13 protein-coding genes are annotated in these 14,995 nt (G+C 69.5%); 11 read left to right on the top strand and 2 right to left on the bottom strand.

The window, feature by feature from the left end; genetic code table 11:
* Positions 1–9 precede the first annotated feature (9 nt).
* The 3 genes from PV646_RS21675 to PV646_RS21665 all read left to right on the top strand — a co-directional run bounded on the left by PV646_RS21675 (position 10) and on the right by PV646_RS21665 (position 3,366).
* On the top strand, positions 10–1,245 hold the full coding sequence (locus PV646_RS21675) for an FAD-dependent monooxygenase (protein ID WP_500343986.1): 1,236 nt from the start codon (positions 10–12) through the stop codon (positions 1,243–1,245).
* Between the two features lie 92 nt (positions 1,246–1,337).
* Entirely contained in the window at positions 1,338–2,324 is a 987-nt protein-coding gene (ligD, locus tag PV646_RS21670) for a non-homologous end-joining DNA ligase (RefSeq protein ID WP_500343985.1), read from the top strand.
* 181 nt (positions 2,325–2,505) lie between these two features.
* Entirely contained in the window at positions 2,506–3,366 is an 861-nt protein-coding gene (locus tag PV646_RS21665) for a DMT family transporter (RefSeq protein ID WP_500343984.1), read from the top strand.
* 17 nt (positions 3,367–3,383) lie between these two features.
* Here the strand turns inward: PV646_RS21665 and PV646_RS21660 are convergent, their stop codons facing one another.
* Both PV646_RS21660 and PV646_RS21655 read right to left on the bottom strand, forming a co-directional pair.
* A complete protein-coding gene (locus tag PV646_RS21660; RefSeq protein WP_500343983.1) occupies positions 3,384–4,610 on the bottom strand; it encodes a Gfo/Idh/MocA family protein in 1,227 nt (408 codons plus the stop codon).
* Positions 4,611–4,686: 76 nt separating this feature from the next.
* On the bottom strand, positions 4,687–6,654 hold the full coding sequence (locus PV646_RS21655) for a DUF4832 domain-containing protein (RefSeq protein ID WP_500343982.1): 1,968 nt from the start codon (positions 6,652–6,654) through the stop codon (positions 4,687–4,689).
* A gap of 151 nt (positions 6,655–6,805) precedes the next feature.
* Here PV646_RS21655 and PV646_RS21650 point away from each other — a divergent pair, with 151 nt between their 5' ends.
* From PV646_RS21650 to PV646_RS21615, 8 genes are all read left to right on the top strand, one after another.
* Entirely contained in the window at positions 6,806–7,768 is a 963-nt protein-coding gene (locus PV646_RS21650) for a carbohydrate ABC transporter permease (RefSeq protein WP_500343981.1), read from the top strand.
* Between the two features lie 26 nt (positions 7,769–7,794).
* Positions 7,795–8,730 carry a carbohydrate ABC transporter permease gene (locus tag PV646_RS21645; RefSeq protein ID WP_500343980.1) on the top strand — a complete coding sequence of 312 codons (936 nt, stop codon included), beginning with the start codon at positions 7,795–7,797 and terminating at the stop codon, positions 8,728–8,730.
* Positions 8,731–8,759: 29 nt separating this feature from the next.
* Positions 8,760–10,100 carry an ABC transporter substrate-binding protein gene (locus PV646_RS21640; RefSeq protein WP_500343979.1) on the top strand — a complete coding sequence of 447 codons (1,341 nt, stop codon included), beginning with the start codon at positions 8,760–8,762 and terminating at the stop codon, positions 10,098–10,100.
* A 28-nt stretch (positions 10,101–10,128) separates the two neighbouring features.
* Positions 10,129–11,628 carry a glycoside hydrolase family 36 protein gene (locus tag PV646_RS21635; RefSeq protein WP_500343978.1) on the top strand — a complete coding sequence of 500 codons (1,500 nt, stop codon included), beginning with the start codon at positions 10,129–10,131 and terminating at the stop codon, positions 11,626–11,628.
* A gap of 81 nt (positions 11,629–11,709) precedes the next feature.
* Complete coding sequence (locus PV646_RS21630; protein WP_500343977.1) at positions 11,710–12,864, top strand: ROK family protein; 1,155 nt, start codon at positions 11,710–11,712, stop codon at positions 12,862–12,864.
* 50 nt (positions 12,865–12,914) lie between these two features.
* Positions 12,915–13,400, top strand: coding sequence for a hypothetical protein (locus PV646_RS21625; protein ID WP_500343976.1), 486 nt, complete (start codon positions 12,915–12,917; stop codon positions 13,398–13,400).
* A 17-nt stretch (positions 13,401–13,417) separates the two neighbouring features.
* Positions 13,418–13,903 carry a DUF6301 family protein gene (locus tag PV646_RS21620; protein WP_500343975.1) on the top strand — a complete coding sequence of 162 codons (486 nt, stop codon included), beginning with the start codon at positions 13,418–13,420 and terminating at the stop codon, positions 13,901–13,903.
* 23 nt (positions 13,904–13,926) lie between these two features.
* Complete coding sequence (locus PV646_RS21615; RefSeq protein ID WP_500343974.1) at positions 13,927–14,724, top strand: TY-Chap domain-containing protein; 798 nt, start codon at positions 13,927–13,929, stop codon at positions 14,722–14,724.
* The last annotated feature ends 271 nt before the right edge of the window (positions 14,725–14,995 follow it).

Genomic DNA, 14,995 nt, shown 5'->3' with positions numbered 1-14,995 from the left:
GGAGCTGTCATGTACGACGTCGTCGTGGTGGGCGCGGGACCGACCGGTCTCTGGCTGGCGGGGGAGTTGCGGCTGGGCGGGGCGTCCGTCGCGGTGCTGGAGGCGCGGCGGGAACGGGACGCGAACTCCAAGGCGCTCACGATCCACCCCCGCACGATCGAGGTCCTCGACTGCCGGGGCGTCGCGGGGCCGTTCCTGGAGGAGGGGCTGCGGATCCCGAACGGGCACTTCGGCGGGCTGCCCGACCGCATGGACTTCTCGGTCCTGGACACGCCGTACCCGTTCACGCTGGCGTTGCCCCAGGCCCGCACCGAGGAGCTGCTGGAGGAGCGGGCGCTGGCGACGGGTGCGGTGGTGAGGCGGGGATGCCAGGTGACCGGCCTGGTGCCCGGGGGCGTCTCGCTGGCCGGCGGCGAGGTCGTGGCCGCGCGGTACGTGGTGGGCTGCGACGGTGTGCGCAGCACCGTGCGGGAAGCGGCCGGCATCGACTTCGCGGGCACCGACGCGACGACGTGGGGCTGGCTGGGTGACGTGATCCTCGACGAGCCGCCCGCGCGCGGATTCGCCGCCGTCACCGGCCCCTCGGGTGGGCTGATGGTCGTGCCGTTGCCCGGCGGTGTGCACCGGATCGTCGGAGGCGACCCGGCCACGAACCGCACCGAATGGCCCGGCGAGCTGACCCTCGGCGAACTGCGCGCCACCGTCCGCGCGATCGCGGGCACCGACTTCGGCCTGCGCGACCCGAAGTGGTTGTCGCGCTTCGGGAACGCCACCCGCCAGGCCGTGGCCTACCGATCAGGCACCGTGTTCCTCGCGGGCGACGCCGCCCACATGCACTTCCCGACCGGGGGAGTGGGCATGAACGTCGGCATCCAGGACGCGCACAACCTCGGCTGGAAGCTCGCCGCCGTCGTGGCCGGCCGCGCCGATGCCGCGTTGCTCGACACCTACCACTCGGAACGCCACCCGGTGGGCGCCGAGCTGGTGCGGCACACCAGGGCTCAGACCGCGCTGATGACCGGGTACTCACCCGAAGGGCAGGCGTTGCGCGCGGTGCTGAGCGGGCTGATCGCGTCCGCGCCGGACATGTCCCAGGAGCTGGCCGAGCGCCTGTCCGGTCTTGACGTCGACTACGGGACCGGGCGGCGGGTGCCGGACGGCGGCACGCTCTTCGCGCGGCTGCGGTCCGGTCGTCACGTGGAGACGCCCGCCGGGCTGGTGCGGCCGGACGGGCACCTTGCCTAGTCGAGGACGTCACCGGCACTCCTCGGGCTGCGACCTGGGCGATTCTCCCTGACCATGACTGGAGGCAGGCCGCGCCGAAGGAGGGTGGCCAGGTGGTCAGTGCCGCACGAGCGAGCGAACCGCTCGAGGTCATCCGGCCGATGCTCGCCACCGCGGGCGAGGTGCCGGACGACGACGGCTGGGCGGTCGAGTTCAAATGGGACGGTTACCGGGGCGTTGCGCACTGCCAGGGCGAGAGCGTGCGCATGATCAGCCGCAACGACCTGGACTTCGTGGAGCGATTCCCCGAACTGACCGTGCTGCCCGAACTCCTGAACGGCCGAACCGCCGTGCTCGACGGTGAGATCGTCGCACTCGACCAGGAGGGACGCCCGAACTTCGGGCTGCTCCAGCAGCGGGACCACGGTGTGCGGGAACTGCGGCGGACCCGGCCGCGCATCGCCTACTTCGTGTTCGACCTGGTGCGCCTGGACGGGCGGTCGTTGCTGTCCACGCCGTACGACGTCAGGCGAGCCATGCTCGTGGAACTGGCGTTGCCGGGCAATCACGCGGTGCAGGTGCCTCCGGCCTTCACGGACACCGATCCCGCGGACGTGCTTCGCGTGGCGAGCCAGTACGGGTTCGAGGGGATCGTCTCGAAGCGGGTCAGGTCCCGCTACGAGCCGGGGCGGCGGTCGCCCGCCTGGGTGAAGACCCCGTTCCGCTACACCCAGGAGGTCGTCGTCGGAGGATGGCGCGCCGGACAGGGCAATCGCGCGGGCAAGGTGGGGTCCCTGCTCCTCGGAGCCCACGACGGCCAAGGCCGCCTGGTGTACGTCGGCCACGTGGGCACGGGCTTCAGCCAGACGGTCCTGGCCGACCTGCTGCGGCAGCTGGAGAGGCTGGGACGGCCCACCAGCCCGTTCGACGTCGAGGTGCCGCGCGAGCACGCCCGCGACGCGCGCTGGGTCGAACCGAGGCTGGTGGGCGAGGTCGAGTTCCGCCAGTGGACGCCGGACGGCCGGTTGCGGCATTCGGCGTGGCGGGGGATGCGCCCCGATCGGGATCCGCTCGGCGTGGTGCTGCCCGGCACGCGGTGAGCCCTGTGCCGTCGGCAACCGCTCTCGGGAAACCGCTACAAGCGAAAATCCCACACTGAGTAATTGATCGCTGACCTTGCGTGGGATCAGGTCGCTGGGACGCCATTCGTTCGAGCGCTCGATCAGTCACTTTCATGGGGATGTCGAAAGCGCCACGAACATCGACTGACACAATGGACGAATGGCTCTGGGTTACCTCCTCGCCGGCCTGGCGACCCTGGCGTCAGGCAGTGGTTCGATCCTGGAGTCGGTAGGTGTCCGGCGTGCGGGCGCGTACGGCGGAAGGTCTCTCGATCTCATCGCCCTGAGGCGTCAGTGGCTGTACTTCCTCGGTCTCGGTGTGAACCTGCTGGGATTCGCCTGCGCCTCCGCGGCATTGCATCGGCTGCCGTTGTTCCTCGTGCAGTCGATGCTCGCGTTCAGCGTCGGTGTGACCGCCATGATCAGCGCCTTCATGGGTGCCCGCCTGCGTGCGCGGGGATGGGGCGCGCTGCTCGTCGGCGCGACCGGCCTGGTCCTGCTGGGCGTGTCCGCGGAGCCTGGCCCGGCACAGGCCCTGCCACCGCAGTGGCGCTGGGTCCTCGTGGGCATGGCGGTTCCGGTGGGTGCGATCGCCGTCTACGCCCGGCGCCACAGCCAGGTCCGGGCGACGGTCGCACTGGCGTTCGGCTCCGGTGTCGCCTACAGCGTCGTCGGCATCTCGGCGCGAACGCTCCACCTCCCGGACGCGCTGTGGCGCCTCGTCCTGGAACCGGCGGCCTGGGCCATCGTCCTCAACGGGGTCACCGCGGCGGTGCTGTTCGCGATGGCGCTGCAGAGGGGCGGCCCGACCGGGGTCACCGCCGTCATGTTCACCACCAACACGGCGCTCTCGTCGTTCGTCGGCCTCGTCTACCTCGGTGACAACGTCCGCGAGGGGTACGTGACCGCCGCGATCATCGGGTTCGTCCTGGCGATCGCCGGTGCCATCGCGGTCGCCCACTACTCGGCGAACACCCGGCAGAAGGAGCGCGCGGCCGAACCGGCCGGCACGCGGGTGTGAAGTCCTGGCGCGGGTCGTCACGCGGGCCTGACCTCCGGCCGCGCCAACCGGTCCTGCCCGCTCTCGAAGTACGTGACCAGCTCCGGGGCCAGACCCCGCACCTCACGCGGGGCGCCTCCGGCACGCAGGGACTCGGTGGCCCGCACCCCGGCCGCGACGGCCATCCGCGCGGCGACGGGTGAGGTGTCGGTGCTGCCTCCCTCCCGGGCGAACCGCAGGAACTCGTCCACGAGGAGCGGATCGGCGCCACCGTGGCCGTCGTCGTCCTCGGCGTCCGGCACGGGGTACTCGGCGTCCGCTCGCTCGCGGTAGGCGGAACGGCGGGAGTTCCAGACCTTGACCACCGCGCCGGGCCCGTCGCCGAAGTTCTCCAGGCGGCCGGCGTCGCCGATGACGGTGTAGTTGCGCCAGTAGTCGGGGGTGAAGTGGCACTGCTGGTAGGCGGCCAGCACTCCGTTGTCCAGGCGCAGGTTCACCAGTGACACGTCCTCGACGTCGATGTCGGGGTTCAGGCCGCGCTGGGTGTGCGGCGGCCAGTTGCCGTCCTCGTTGTGCCAGTCGGCGTGCTTGGGCTCGCCGGGAGCGCGCCGGTGCGGGTTGCCGCCGTAGACCATCAGGTCTCCGAAGGCCTGCACCTGCCGGGTGTAGCCGTTCGCGAGCCAGTGCAGGACGTCGAGGTCGTGGCTGGCCTTCTGCAGCAGCAGTCCGTTGGTGTAACGGCGTTCGGCGTGCCAGTCCTTGAAGTAGAAGTCGCCGCCGGACCCGACGAAGTGCCGCACCCACACGGTCTTGACCTGGCCGATCTCACCTCGCGTGATGATGTCGCGCATCAGGCGGACCACGGGCATGTGCCGCATGTTGTGTCCGACGTAGAGGCGGCTGCCCGTCTCGTAGGCGGTGCGCAGCAGTTCGTCGCACCGCTCGATCGTGATGTCGAGGGGTTTCTCGACGAAGACGGGCTTGCCCGCTTTGAGGGCCTGGCACGCGAGGTCGCAGTGGGTGTGGTCGGGAGTGAGGACCACGACGGCGTCCACGTCCGGGGACTCGACGACCTCCCGGTGGTCGGAGGTGATCAGTGCGCCGGGGAAGGCCGCTTCCGCCTGGGCCCGCGCGGTCGCGTCGTGCTCGGCGAGTGCGACGACCCGGCTTCCGGCGCCGGGGCGGTGGGCGGTGAGGGCGATCGAACCGCGGAGCCCGAAGCCGAGGACGCCGAGACGGAGGTCGTCGTGGCTGGTGATGGTCATGGAGAAGCCTTCCGCACGGCGCTGGTGGAGGAGTGTGAGAGGCGGCCCGGGCGCAGACGGCCCGGGCCGTCCTTGGTCAACTCACGGTGATCCTGTCGATGTCCGGTGCCCAGCCGGAGGGATTCGAGATGGTGACCGTGTTCGTCCGCCCGGCGCGCAGGGTCAGGGTCACGGTGGTGGTTCTCGGGGTGACCCAGTCAGGGGTGGGCTGGAAGTTCACGGTCTGGGGTGCCAGTGCGTTGGCCTGGACCCTGGCGCTCCGAGCCACCTGGGTGGCGTAGTGCAGCGTGACGGTGCGCGTGCCGCCGGTGCCACCGTCGACGTTGTTGAACCTCAGGGTGCCGCTGTTGCCGATGTAGCCGACCTTGCTGCCGCCGGAACATCCGCCGCATGCTCCGGTGACAGCGCCGCCCGCGAGGGTGTTGCCCGCGGCCTCGGCCTCGTAGCTGGCCGTGGACGGGCCGGCGCCGACGGTCATCCCGCCGAGGTCGAGCCATCCGTCGGCGTTCTGGCCCGCGTTGGCGAACCGCAGCTTCTTGGCGTTGGCGTTGATCGTCTCCAACGGGTTCTTGGCCTTCAGCACGAGCCGGTAGCCCCCCGTGTTCAGACCGGACAGGTCGACCGGGGCGTCGAAGTACCGGGCGTGGCCGAAGTCCCGGTAAGTCGGGTCGGCGCCGACTCCCCAGTCGGGGAAGGCGCGGATGCGCGTGGGCTGAACCTGCCGCAGGTCCCAGGAGGTGTCCCACGTCCTGACCACGGTGCCGGCCGCGTCCTTCAGACCGAGGCTGACCGTCCAGGGGTAGTAGAACGGGGCCACGCCGGTGTTGTCGATCTGCACGCCGACCTTCGTGGCGCCCTGCGCCGTGGTGTGGAAGTAGGCGTTGCGGACGGTGAGGTTGTAGCCCATCAACCGGACGGCCGCGGCCACGTTGGGGTCGGTGGGGGAGTACTCCAGGCTGCGTTCGTTGATCTTCCAGGTGGTGTGCTCGAGCTCGATGCACGCCTTCATGTTGTCGACCGGGCCGGAGCCGCCCGGCCAGTTGGCGAACGCCACGGACTGGATCTCGGGACGGACCTCGCCGCCCATCGAGGCCGTGGTCCACCGGTTCTCCACGCCGTTCTCCAGTGCCTTCTGCAACTGGGCCCAGGGCGCGCCGCCCATGGACACCGGCAGCGTCACGCCCTGACCGCCTTCGCGGTAGCAGAAGGAGTCGTCGTGGTAACCGATGCGCGGCAGGGTGTTCGCCGCACCACCCGCGTTGTCCGCGTAGCGCAGTTCGAGCCGGGTGCGGGTGAACGCGCGGTTGTAGGTGTTGAGGATGTCGGCGGCGTTCGCGTTGGTGGGCATGTAGTTCGGATAGGTGTCGCTCGAGGTGTCGGTGTCGTAGGGCCAGGTGTGCCACTCACCCCACAGACCGATGAGTCCCAAGTGGATGTAGCCGAGCCGGGGGTCGCCGTCGTAGCGCGCGCCGAACGCGGTGATGAAGTTCTTGAGCCCGGTCATCAGGAACGGGTTGTCGTAGTCCGGGCTCGTGGTGTCCCAGTAGGCGTTGTGCCGCATGGCGACCTGCCCGTTGAAGCACGCGGGGATCGCGTTGCCGGGGTGGGTGCCCGTGCCGCCGCCGGGATACTCCATGTAGAGCCGGATCGCCGCGTGGTTGCCGGCCGCCGCGATCGTGTTGAGCGCGTTGTCGACGATGCCCCAGTTGTAGCTGGAGCAGTTGTTCGGGTCCGTCATGACCTCGGACAGGCCGAAGTAGGCCCAGGTCAGCGAGAGCGGGTAGCCGGCGTTCGGGTCGACGCCCGGCTGCAGGAAGCGGGCGAACCCCTTGAGCGGGTTGTCCAGCGGTGCGTCGGCGGTGGCGAGGGCGTGGGCGGGCAGGCTCGGATCCGGGGCGGGGCCTGGCGCCGGACGGTCCGGAACGCCCTGCGCGGACACGTCCGCGGCGTGGGTGAGGCCGGGCATCGCGGAGGGCAGCAGGGCTACGGCCGCGGCGCACAGTGCGGCCACCAACCTCCGGCGTTTGGGCGTGGCTGTGGACATGGAGCGACCTCCAGGGGGACGAGGAGAGCTGCAGGGTCCAAATAGTTCCGCTTGAGGATTGACAAAGTTTCACTATTCCTCATCAATATGTAGCAACGGCGCCCCACTGGCAAGAGGTGAGGCACAGAGGTCCTGATGCGGAGGCGTGTTCATGAGCGCCAGCAAGACTGCTGTGACACCACGGCGGCGACGTGACGATCGCGAGGTGCTCGTGGGCGCCGGCGAGACCGCTGCGAAACCACGGCGGCGACGTGATGACCGCAAAGTGGCGTGGCTGTTCCTGGCGCCGGTGCTGGTGGGCTTCGCGCTGTTCTACGCCTACCCGACCGTGTTGGGCGTCTACTACTCGCTCACCGACTACGGCCTGTTGGCCCCGCCGAACCTAGTGGGCGCGGAGAACTACCGCGACCTCGTGAACGACGACAAGTTCTGGAACGCGCTCAAGGTCACCGGCTACTACGTCGTGCTGAACATCGTCTCGCAGACGGTGCTGGCACTCGCCCTGGCCACGTTGATGCACCGCCTGACCCAGTCGGTGGCGGTACGCGCGATGCTTTTGGTGCCCTGGCTGGTACCCAACGTGACCGTGGGTCTGTTGTGGATGTGGATGCTCGACGCCAACATCGGCTTCGTCAACCACGTCCTGCGCGCGGCGGGGCTGGGCACCACCGGCTTCCTCACGTCACCGACGTGGGCGATGCCGACCATCGCGGGCATCAACACCTGGGCCTACACCGGTTACACGGCTCTGCTGCTGTACGCGGGCATGTTGCAGATACCCAGATATCTGTACGAGAGCGCCTCTTTGGACGGTGCCGGCGAGTGGCGGATGTTCACCCGCATCACCCTGCCGCTGCTGCGTCCTGTGCTGGCCCTGGTGCTGGTGGTCTCGCTGATCGGCTCGTTCCAGATCTTCGACACCGTCGCGGTGACCATCAAGAACACCCCGGGCGGCGTCACCAGGGTCATCTACTACTACATCTACGAACAGGCGTTCACGAACTTCCGCATGGGCTACGCCTCCGCCATCGCCGTCGTGCTCGCCTTGGTGCTCGGACTGCTGACCGTCGTGCAGATGCGGCTCCTGCGCGCTTCCCGCTCGGATCTGGCATGAGGAGAGTGCCCCATGAGGAGAGTGCCGTGACACCCGCTCGTACCCAGACCCCGCCCGCTCGGATCCCACCCGCTCGGATCCCGCAGGCTCGGATCTCGTGGGGCCGGATCGCTGCCTGGACTCTGCTGGCCGTGGCCGCCGTGGCGACGATCTTCCCGTTCTACTGGATGGTGCGCACCGCGCTCACCCCCGCGGCCGACCTGTACTCGGACGGCGTCGGCCTGCTGCCGGACAACCCGACGATGATCAATTTCCTCCGGGTGCTCGGGCTGACGAGCCTGGAGGAGTCGCGGGAGGCCGGCGGTTCCGGGGCCAAGGTGGACTTCCTGCGCTACCTGCTCAACTCGTTCGTCTACTGCGGACTGATCACGGTCGTGCAGACGCTGTGCTGCGCGATGGCCGGCTACGCCTTCGCCCGGCTCCGCTTTCCCGGCAGGGACCTGGTCTTCGGTGCGCTGGTCGCGGCGCTCATGGTGCCGCCGATCTTCACCCTGCTGCCCAACTTCGTGCTCGTGAAGAACCTCGGCTGGCTGAACACCTTCGCGGGCATGGTCGCCCCGACCGTGCTCATGACCCCGTTCGCGGTGTTCTTCCTGCGCCAGTTCTTCCTGTCGATCCCCCGCGAGATCGAGGAAGCGGCCACATTGGACGGTGTGGGCGGCTGGGGCATGTTCTGGCGCGTCGTGCTGCCGATGAGCCGTGGCCCGTTGCTCACCATCGGACTGACCACCGCGGTGTGGGCCTGGAAGGACTACCTGTGGCCGTTGCTGACCGGACGTGACGAGGAGACCAGGGTGCTGACGGTCGCACTCGGCATCTTCCTGCAGCAGTCTCCCAACACCCAGCCCGACTGGACCGGGCTGATGGCCGGTTCGACCCTGACCGTGCTGCCCGTGCTCGTACTGCTGATCTTCCTCGGCCGCCGCCTGGTCGAGTCCCTCAACTTCACCGGCATCAAGTGAGCCGGACCGACCTGAGAGGCAGACACATCATGCGATCCACACGCCGGCGCGCCGGTGCCCTCCTGCTCAGCCTCGCCCTCACCGTTCCCCTCGCCGCGTGCGGGAGCGGCGGTGACAGCGCCGGGGGAGCGACGACGCTGGACTACTGGCTGTGGGACGACCGGCAGCTGGCCGCCTACCAGGAGTGCGCCGACGCGTTCCACGCCGCCAACCCGGACATCACGGTCAAGATCTCGCAGACGGCCTGGAACCAGTACTGGCAGAACCTCACCACCCAGCTCGCCTCGGGCGAGGCCCCCGACGTGTGGACCAACCAGAGCACCTACTACCCGCAGTTCGCCACCCAGAACCAGCTCCTGGACGTGGAACCGTTCGTCCAGCGCGACAAGGTCGACCTGAGCGCCTACCAGCAGGGCCTGAGCGACGTGTGGGTCAAGGACGGCAAGCGCTACGGGCTGCCGAAGGACTGGGACACGATGGCGCTGGTGGTCAACACCGAGGCGCTGGGCAAGCAGGGCGTCGACCCCGCGCAGCTGGAGGACCTCACCTGGAACCCGGCCGACGGCGGCACGTTCGAGCAGGTGATCGCCAAGGCCACAGTGGACACCAACGGCCGCAACGGTCTCGACCCCGCGTTCGACAAGAACAACGTCCAGGTCTTCGGGTTCCTCCCCGAGTGGGCCGACGGCGGCAACGGGCAGAACGGCTGGGGCATCCTCGCCGCGGCCAACGGGTTCAGCTACCTCGACAAGAACCCCTGGGGCACCCGGTACAAGTACGACGACCCCAAGCTCGCCGAGACCATCACCTGGTTCAAGCGCCTCATCGACAAGGGGTACGCACCCCGTCTCGACAAGCAGTCCAGCGTCGCCAACTCGGAGTTGCTCCTCGCGGGCAAGGGCGCGATCTCCTTCACCGGCTCGTGGACCATCCTCACCTTCACCGACCCGAAGGTGAAGCAGAAGTTCGCCTTCAAGCCCCTGCCGGCCGGACCGTCGGGACGCAAGAGCCCCATCAACGGCCTGTCCGACGCCATCTGGGCCGGGAGCAAGCATCCGGAGCAGGCCTGGAAGTGGGTCAGGTTCCTGGGGTCGTCCGACTGCCAGGACCGCGTCGCCCAGCGTGCCGTGGTGTTCCCCGCCATCACCAGTGCCAGCGCGAAAGCGGATGCCGCGCACGAGGCCCAGGGCCGGGACGTGCGCGCCTTCACCGGCGCCGCGAAGAACACCTTCCTGCTGCCCATCACGGAGCACGGCACCGAGCTCAACCTGATGGTCCAGGACGCCATCCAGTCCGTCGTCCTCGGCGACGCCAAGGCGGACGAGGGGTTGAAGGACCTGAACAACAAGGTCAACGCCCTCTTCAAGTAGCCGTTCGCCCATCTCACGTGAGGACACCATGGCCCAATTCCTGACCGTCGGCGGCCGCACGTTCGGCGCCGAGCTCGAGGGCAGCGCCATTCCGCGGCTCGTCAACGGAGGCCTGCTCCTGCCGCCCGGCCGAGTGGCCCTCCTGCACGGACTCGGCGACGCGCTCTTCTACCGGCACGGACACAACTCCTGGAGTCCCTGCGGGTGGCGCCGTCTCTCCGACGTGCCCTTGCGCATCGCCAGTGCGGAACGCCGTCTCACCGCGGACGACTCCACTTGGGACGACCCGAGCCGGCACCACTCCTCGGCGGTGGCGGCCCTGGAAGGGCAGGACGGCCGCGTTCTGCTCCTCGGCGCGCTGGGTCTCGGTGTGCCCCGGCTCGCCGCGGACCGGGACACGCTCGTCGGCTGGTACGAGTCCGGCGGGGCCCCGTGGCTGCTCGCGTACGGCGACGAGGACGAGGTCTTCGCCGCCTACGCGGAGCAGCTCGGTGCAAGGCTCGGGCACAGCACCAAACGGGCCGGCGACGTGTGGTGCAGCTGGTACGCCTACTACGAGAACATCACCGAGGACCAGCTCTCCAAGGACATCACGGCCCTGCGCGGCCTGCCCTTCGACGTCGCCCAGATCGACGACGGCTGGGAGGAGGAGGTGGGCGACTGGCACGCCAACGGCAAGTTCCCCGCCGGGATGCGGGCACTGGCCGGTCGGATCACGGACGCGGGGCTGCGTCCCGGTCTGTGGCTCGCGCCGTTCATCGTCCACCCCGACTCCCAGACCGCGCGCAAGCGGCCGGAACTCCTGCTGCGCGACGCCGGCGGAGAGCCGGTCGTCGCGGGCCACAACTGGGGGACCGGGTACTGGACGCTCGACCTCACCCTGCGCGCGGTGCAGGACCACCTGCGGGAGACGATCCACCGCGTCACCCACGAGTGGGGGTTCACCTACCTCAAGCTCGACTTCCTCCAGGCCGGCACGACGCCGGGGTCCCGTTTCGCCGACGTGGACCGCGAGGAGGCGTACCAGACCGGTCTGCGCGCCATCCGGGAGGCAGCGGGGGACGAGGCCTATCTGCTGGCCAGTGGCGCGCCACTGCTGCCCTCACTCGGCCTGGTCGACGGGCTGCGCAGCGGTCCCGACGTCGCCCCGATGTGGGACCACTACGCCACCCAGGACCCCTCCGACGCGTTGGCGCGCAACGCAGTCGTCAACACCCTGCACCGCCTGTGGCACGCGCCGCTGCTCGAAGTCGACCCGGACGTCGTGTACTTCCGCAGCCGCCTCAACCTGCTCACCGACCAGCAGCAGAGCTGGCTGCGCGACCTGGCCGACGTCTGCGGCTTCCGCGCGATCTCGGATCCGCCCGGCTGGCTGCGCCCCGACGAACTGGAGGCGATGACCCGGTACCTCGAGCACCGGCCCGACGTCCGCAAGCTGGGGCGCTACCGGTTCTCGCTCGACGGGCGCGAGACCGACTTCACCGCGGCGGTCGATCCCGGCGCGGAGCAGGTGTATCCGATCGCCTGAGCAGGCGCACGACCGGACTTAGTAAACTGCGTAGCATTATTAAGTGGTGGTACGCGCTTTTCAGAGGGGCACAGCATGGCGATGAGCGGAACAGACCTCTCCCGGATGCGGGAGATGAACCAGCTGTCCGTCCTGTGGGCCCTGCGCGGCACCGCGCCGTCGACCGTCACCGAGCTCGCGGGCCGGACGGGCCTGTCCCGGCCCGCGGCGGACGTGCTCGTGCAACAGCTGGTGGCCGACGGCTGGGCCGAGGTCGAGGAACCGGGGGCCAGCAGCACGGTGGGGCGGCCGGCCCGGCGCTACCGCTTCCGCGCCGACGCCGGACACGTGCTCGGCATCGACGTCGGTGTGCACAAGATCCTCGTCATGCTCTGCGACCTGGAGGGGAACCTGGTCCAGTCCCTGCGCCGCCCGGCCGACCCGCAGGCCGGTCCCGGTGAACGACTCGCGGCGGTGGACCGGACGATCGACGACGTGCTGCGCGAAGCCGGGATGGCGCCCGCCGACATCTGGGCGGTCACGATGGGAGTCACCGGCCCGGTCGACGAGAACGGCCGCAGCATCATCTCCACCCCCTTGCCGGGGTGGAGCGAGGCCGATCCCGTCGCCCACCTGCGGACGCGGTTCACCTGCCCGATCCGGGTGGAGAACGACTGCAAGCTCGCCGCGGTCGCCGAACGCTGGAAGGGCGTCGCCCAGGACGCCGACGACATCGTGTACCTGCTCGCCGGTCTGCGCACCGGCGCGGGCCTCATCATCGACGGCACCCTCCGCCGCGGTCACGGCGGTGTGGCCGGAGAGATAGGAGCGCTCAAGGCCGTGCGGTGGCTCAACGCGCCGGAGCACCTCGCGGCCTTCCCCGGAGTGCCCTCGGGTGCCAAACCCGGTGAGGCCGCGGCCTGGGTGTTCCAGGCCGCACGGGAAGGCGACAGCGCGGCGAAGACCGCCGTCCAGCGCTACATCCGCGACCTCGCGGTCGGCGTCGCCGCCCTCGTGCTCACCCTCGACCCGCAGATCGTCGTCTACGGCGGCGGGTTCTCCCGTTCCGCGGACCTGGTCCTCGACCCGTTGCGCCGCGAACTCGCCAAGCACTGCCTGCGAGTGCCGGAACTGCGTGCTTCCAGCCTCAGCGACGAAGGCGTCGCACTGGGGGCGCTGCGACTCGCTCTGGACCAAGTGGACAACACGCTGCTCAGCAGCCAGCTCGCCGCACCCGTCGCCCCGCAGTTCTCCTGACGCGCCCACCGTCCACAATGCACGGCGAGCCGGCCTGGTTGAATGCCGCCGTGCGCTACGACGAGGTCGAGCAGGCCGTCCGCGAGCTGGTCACCGCAGCCGATGACGAGCAGCGGCACCGGTTCGCCGCATCGACGGTGGTGAGGCTGACCGCGGCCGACGACCTCGCGGACGCGGCGGAGGCCGAGTTCGACGAAGACGCCCAGCAGGCGTTCGCGCAGGCGCGGACGGACCCGGCGGGCAGCGCGCCGGACCGCCTGCGCGCGTGGCTCGACACGATCGACCGGGGAACGCTGTCGGACGGGGACATGGACCCGCAGGTGCTGTGGGCGCTGGAAGCCCTGGACCACTGGGCGGGCTTCCTCGCCGACCGCGACCCCGAGTTCGTCGTGCAGCTGGCGATCCGGTCGCTGGAGGCGGTGGACTACGAGGTCTCCGCGCGTTTGGACGACTTCCTCGCGTCCCCGGAGATGGCGGCCGAGTTCGACCGGATCCGCGGGCACCTGCGCCAGGTCCCACCGATCGCGGAACACTGATCGAAAGGGCTTTCGACGTGGGCTGGACAGCGATGACCGCGGACGAGGCCTGCGACCTCGTGGACTTCTGGGAGGTCGCGCCGTGGCCGCTCACCCGTGACCAGGTGCAGCAGCTGGCCGTCGAGTGGCTCGGATGGACGATCGAGATCGACGACGGCGTCCCCTGCCTCATGAACACGGTGTCCGGGTTCACCGTCCCGGACGTGTCGACCATCGGCGCCAGGGGCGACCTGTCCTGCCTCGGCTTCGGCCTGGCGGACACGATCCGCGAGGTCACCCCCGAGTCGAGGCGGTTCCTCGGGGACGCCTTCGCCCTGGCGGTGCGCGAAGGTGAAGTCCGCTGGGGCGCGCCGGCGATGCGCGACTTCGAGGGGACGAGCTCCGCGACCTGGGACACCGCGTCCGCAGGGCGGATCTCGTTCAGCCTCAACCAGAGGAGCCTCAGAGCGATGTTCCGGACCCCTCAGGGCGTCGAGCTCGACCGGAAGGCCGGACACCCGTGAACCAGAACAGCGATCGCCTCCCGGTGCCCGGACGTTTCGTCCGGTACCACGACGTCGACTACCGGCTGCAGCACATGCCCGGCAAGTGGTGGATCACGTCGAACGAGGCGGTCGACGAGTCGTTCACCAAGACGGGAAAGCACACCTTCGTGCGGCAACTCGCACACGACGACGTGCTGGACTGCTACGATCTCTCCCGCCCCGGCACCTATCGAGGCATGCCCGTCGAGGTCAGCTCCAGCGAGTCACACGGCTACATGGTGACCACACGCGACCCGAAGGCGGTCGCGGAGGGCTTCGAACGTGCCGATCACCGCAGCCCGCTCGCGAAAGTGATCGCGTTCGACGACCCGCGACTGCGGTTCACCACCACGATCACACCGGTCCCGATGCCGTGGAAGCTCGCGCACGACTGGGATCGGTTCACCGAACGCCTGGCGGACACGGTCCGCGACGTGACCGACCGCGTCTTCCTCGTCGTCCACGCGAAGGCAGACCCGAAGCGGTACGTGCAGTTCGCGGGCGCGCCAGACCGCCTCTACGCGGAAGCCCCGGCGACGGACGTCGTGCCGGACGCCGACGAGTTCCAGCTGCGCCGGTTCGACTGGGCCGAACCCGATGTCGCACAGCCCAACTGGACGTCCTCGCTGCGACGCCCCGCACTCACCGCCGAGTTCGTGCGGTTGGCGCGGAGCTGCACTGCCGCGCTGCACGAGGCGTACGGAATCGTCACTCCAGACGAACTCGGCTATCGCGCGTGGCACGAACCGGCCCGCGAAGAGGCGGCCGCCGTGGAGTTTCCGGGACTGGGGCTCGGCTGATCTGTTCCCGGCCGGCCGCACAACCGGATCACGCCGAGGCGGTTCAGCCAGGCGTTCGAGCCGCCACCCACCTCACGTCGAAATTCCATCAGAATGAGAATGTGCTCGAAAGAAGTAACTCGCTGCTGCATTGTGACGCTATGCCGCAGAACGCGGCCCGCGGTCCGCGGATGAGGTGCGTGTGAAGTGGTGAAAAGTTGGGCCGTTCGGGGCGCGTCGGTAACGCGGAATTCCTGACATGCGACTCTCGCGTGAGTAGAGTTGGTTTTCC

Source organism: Streptomyces sp. ID05-26A, from assembly GCF_033794685.1.
Lineage (GTDB): Bacteria > Actinomycetota > Actinomycetes > Mycobacteriales > Pseudonocardiaceae > Lentzea.
The sequence above is the reverse complement of the archived record's forward strand: the minus strand, read 5'-3'. Positions and strand labels throughout refer to the sequence as shown.

What these genes read in the sequence shown, in the direction of transcription:
- PV646_RS21630 (WP_500343977.1), top strand. Translation starts at nt 11,710, where the DNA reads ATGAGCGGAACAGACCTCTCCCGGATGCGGGAGATGAACCAGCTGTCC.
- PV646_RS21650 (WP_500343981.1), top strand. Translation starts at nt 6,806, where the DNA reads ATGAGCGCCAGCAAGACTGCTGTGACACCACGGCGGCGACGTGACGAT.
- PV646_RS21635 (WP_500343978.1), top strand. Translation starts at nt 10,129, where the DNA reads ATGGCCCAATTCCTGACCGTCGGCGGCCGCACGTTCGGCGCCGAGCTC.
- PV646_RS21655 (WP_500343982.1), bottom strand. Translation starts at nt 6,654, where the DNA reads ATGTCCACAGCCACGCCCAAACGCCGGAGGTTGGTGGCCGCACTGTGC.
- PV646_RS21675 (WP_500343986.1), top strand. Translation starts at nt 10, where the DNA reads ATGTACGACGTCGTCGTGGTGGGCGCGGGACCGACCGGTCTCTGGCTG.
- PV646_RS21665 (WP_500343984.1), top strand. Translation starts at nt 2,506, where the DNA reads ATGGCTCTGGGTTACCTCCTCGCCGGCCTGGCGACCCTGGCGTCAGGC.
- PV646_RS21660 (WP_500343983.1), bottom strand. Translation starts at nt 4,610, where the DNA reads ATGACCATCACCAGCCACGACGACCTCCGTCTCGGCGTCCTCGGCTTC.
- PV646_RS21640 (WP_500343979.1), top strand. Translation starts at nt 8,760, where the DNA reads ATGCGATCCACACGCCGGCGCGCCGGTGCCCTCCTGCTCAGCCTCGCC.